We start from the raw sequence: 3,739 nt of genomic DNA on the forward strand, positions 1-3,739 counted from the left end.
TAGGGTGTGTCCTCATTTGGCTTTGCACCAAATAAATATGCAGGCTATACGGATCATAGATTTATAATTGCGTGCCAGTTTATCAAATCGAGTTGCAATAGCACGGAAATGTTTTAATCTCGAAAATGCATTTTCAACTAAATGTCTTAATTTATATAGATATTTATCAAACTCCTTATTCGATCTCTTACTGTTTGATCTCAATGGAATAATGGGAATCATATTCTTGTTCTTGGCATATATTCTAATGTGCTCAGCATCATACCCCTTATCAGCAATGAGATAAGTTGCCTCGTCTACCGTATCAATCAGTTGTTTTGCAACTTGACTGTCGTGGACGTCACCCTCAGTGATTTTAAAATCAATCGGTAATCCATTCGCGTCGGTTGCAAGATGTATTTTTGTTGTTCGTCCACCGCGTGATTGTCCAATTGCTCTTTCGAAACCATGCCGAGCTCCACTTGCATGTTGATGCACGCGTATGTAGCTTGCGTCAATGAATACCCATTCCTGATCCAAGATGCCTCGTAATCTAAAAAAAATTTATCCCACAATCCCTTGCTTGCCCAACGATTAAAACGATTGTAAGCAGTTTGCCAAGGACAAAATTCTTGGGGAATATCACGCCATGTGGCGCCTGTACGAAGTTTCCATAAGATCGCTTCCATGATATTTCTACTATTCTTTGAACAGTAACAACCGTGTAATCGCATAGTATCTTGAATTTGCTGCCAGATATCATCGGTAAGAAGAGTACGTGCCATTGAAAATATAGAAATAAAAATAACTCAAAGGAGGATTTTAAGTATTTAAAACCAATTCTTCAAATGAGGACACGCCCTAATCATTTATTTAAAACAATAAGAGGTCGTTCAGTGCCGGATATCCCTTTGTTGCAATTCATTCAGCTCACCAAGCATTTTAAAAATAAAACATTGTTTGAGAATCTGGATTATCAGTTGTTCGGTTGCGGCTTGTATACCTTGGTAGGTGTGAATGGGGCGGGTAAGTCAACCTTGTTGGCGATGATTGCCGGAATGGAACCTTTGAGTTCTGGTGAGATTAGGGTGAATGGTTATTCATCGCGGCAAAAAAGACACATCGCTGCTCAGCTTGCCTTTGTGCCTGATCATACGATGGCTTATCCCTTTATCACTGGACGTGAGTCTTTAGACTTTATTGCTTCTGTGCGTCACTTGACTCCACATAGTTATTCAGAGCTGATTGATGATTTTACTTTAACTTCATTTTAGAATATTCAGTTTCAGGCTATGTCGTTTGGTACAGCAAAGAAATTTAGCTTAATTTCGGCATTAATGACCGATGTGCCGATCTTGATTCTGGATGAACCGAGTCATGGCGTCGATGTAAAAGCTCTGCAAATTTTAAAAGAAAAACTAAATGAATCTTCCAGAAATAAAATGGTATTGATGACATGTCATGATCTAAATATGCAACAGCAAATGAGCACAACATTTATTGATATTGCTGAGTTTGGTCTATACCGGGTTTAGTGGATTTATTGGCACGTGCTACGCGTCCATATTTAAATATCTCAATGATTCGCTGTCTGGCGAGATAGCGTTTGCAATATTATGTGAGGGTTGCAGCAGATGCCTTGAGTCGTAATAAGCAGATTACGCTGATTATCGTTCTAATGTTTGGGCCTATGTTGTTTGCAATATTGCTCGCCATGGCAAAACCTATTCTTTTATTGATTGAGGAGCATTTATGGCAACATTCGCTTCCGATCTGGTTTGTTCTAACGATTATGTCGATCTATTGGGTAGGGGTGCAAAAACAATCATTAATGGGAGGTGAAGCAAATCGCTATTTGCAGCACTTGCCAATACGGCATCATATTGTTATTGCCACTGATCTCATGGTGATTTTGCTGCTGAATAGTTTAATTTTTCTGCCTTATGTAGTTGCTGATATTTATATGTTCATGGAGCCCGGGAGAGGTTGGTCAACCTTGCCAAATATTTTCTTGATTGCATTGTGGGCTTTTCCGTCACATTGTTGCAATTACTCTGTCTAAGGAAGCGAAAGAATTTATTTTTATTCTTCATGCTTTCTTTTCTTGGTCTAGTTCTAATGGCGCTGACCACATTACAGTTCCTGGCCTTACTTAGCTCGATTTTATTTATTGTATTTGCATTAAGAGCCTTGTATCAAAACCAGTTGATGAAGCCAATCAATCTATCTATTCAGCTCAATTCAATGCGCTTACATCACGCATCCACTCTATATAAAAATTTGATCCGGATCTATCTCAGGCAGCTCTTTCAGCCGGCTGAATTAGGCAAGCGTTTAATTTTGGCCGTATGTGCAATATTGCCTGTAGTAATCATTCCCATGGTAAGTGCAAGCGTGATTTTTGAGAATTTTTTGTGGAGTCGATGGAAAGGAGGTGAGCAAAGTCTATTTTTCCTTAGTTTCACGATTTCCATTCTTGTGTATTTGGTGGCTAAGTTGTAGGTTGAACTGAAAAGTAAATTTTTACAGCAACATCGCTTTATGCGATTGCAAGGCATTTCTCAGTGCCAGATTAGTCAAGCGCAATACATGACCTTATGTGGGCTGAGCTTTTTTATTCTGCTTCCTGGTTTGGGTGTGGTGATCTATGAAGTGAGCATGTTGCATGCTGTATTGTTGCTATTTGTAGGGTTGATCTTGCTGTGTGTAAATATTTTGATTAACTCTAAACCAGAGGAAGTATATGCGGCAGCAAAGTTATCCATGTTTGTCCTATGTTGTATTACCTTAAGGTTAATTTTAGGTCTAAAGTTTTAATAAAGATTAAAACTTTTAATCAAAAACATTTCTTAAATTAAAAAACATGCATGGATTTAAACGGATTCAGTCCCTTTAATGCTCAAGAAATGAAGAAAATTGCGATTTTTGTAGAATAAATAAACAGTCGTAATGTTTTTGCTGAATTATTTAAAAAAGGGGGTTGTATTGGGTCGGGAATCCTGTAGAATGCACATCCATCGGCGGTGATGAAGATTAAAACTTCTGATAAAACAGTGACTTAGTTGAGATTGATTGAGTTGGGTTTTGGAAAGAAAGTTTAAAAATAATGTTCATGACTGGTTGACTTTCTAGAGATAGAGAGTAATATAGCCGACCTAGCTTGCTGGTGACGAATCAGCAAGAAGATCATTAAGAGATTATGAAGAACAACTTGTGTGGATTTTTACTGGTTGATTGATCGAAATTATTTTCATTGATTGATGGTAGAAATTACTCGAAGTTTATTTGAGAAATATTTGTCAGAAAATTGATGAGCCAAGATTGGTACCCTTTAAGGTACTACATAGTATTAAACTGAAGAGTTTGATCATGGCTCAGATTGAACGCTGGCGGCAGGCTTAACACATGCAAGTCGAGCGGGGAAGAGTAGCTTGCTACTTGACCTAGCGGCGGACGGGTGAGTAATGCTTAGGAATCTGCCTATTAGTGGGGGACAACATCTCGAAAGGGATGCTAATACCGCATACGTCCTACGGGAGAAAGCAGGGGACCTTCGGGCCTTGCGCTAATAGATGAGCCTAAGTCGGATTAGCTAGTTGGTGGGGTAAAGGCCTACCAAGGCGACGATCTGTAGCGGGTCTGAGAGGATGATCCGCCACACTGGGACTGAGACACGGCCCAGACTCCTACGGGAGGCAGCAGTGGGGAATATTGGACAATGGGGGGAACCCTGATCCAGCCATGCCGCGTGTGTGAAGAA

General features: G+C 39.6%; 5 protein-coding genes and 1 rRNA gene. 5 read left to right on the forward strand and 1 reads right to left on the reverse strand.

Annotated features, from left to right (window positions below; translation table 11 throughout):
- Positions 1–12: 12 nt before the first annotated feature.
- Positions 13–764, reverse strand: a protein-coding gene (locus tag ACNPNW_RS05245) for an IS5 family transposase (RefSeq protein WP_448766392.1) whose coding sequence is annotated in 2 segments (ribosomal slippage) — positions 13–530 and positions 530–764 — 753 coding nt in all. Because the reading frame shifts where the segments join, the coding sequence is not laid out codon by codon here.
- Positions 765–875: 111 nt separating this feature from the next.
- Between ACNPNW_RS05245 and ACNPNW_RS05250 the strand changes: the two genes are divergently transcribed.
- The 5 genes from ACNPNW_RS05250 to ACNPNW_RS05270 form a co-directional block, all read left to right on the forward strand.
- Complete coding sequence (locus ACNPNW_RS05250; RefSeq protein ID WP_448766643.1) at positions 876–1,253, forward strand: ABC transporter ATP-binding protein; 378 nt, start codon at positions 876–878, stop codon at positions 1,251–1,253.
- Positions 1,254–1,256: 3 nt separating this feature from the next.
- A complete protein-coding gene (locus ACNPNW_RS05255) occupies positions 1,257–1,514 on the forward strand; it encodes an AAA family ATPase (protein ID WP_527890966.1) in 258 nt (85 codons plus the stop codon).
- Between the two features lie 71 nt (positions 1,515–1,585).
- Positions 1,586–2,041, forward strand: a complete 456-nt coding sequence (locus tag ACNPNW_RS05260) for a DUF6136 family protein (RefSeq protein WP_448766644.1) — start codon at positions 1,586–1,588, stop codon at positions 2,039–2,041.
- Positions 2,042–2,520: 479 nt separating this feature from the next.
- Complete coding sequence (locus tag ACNPNW_RS05265) at positions 2,521–2,796, forward strand: hypothetical protein (protein ID WP_420938272.1); 276 nt, start codon at positions 2,521–2,523, stop codon at positions 2,794–2,796.
- Between the two features lie 534 nt (positions 2,797–3,330).
- Positions 3,331–3,739, forward strand: a 16S ribosomal RNA gene (locus ACNPNW_RS05270); the annotation flags it as partial.

Source organism: Acinetobacter endophylla (assembly GCF_053543775.1).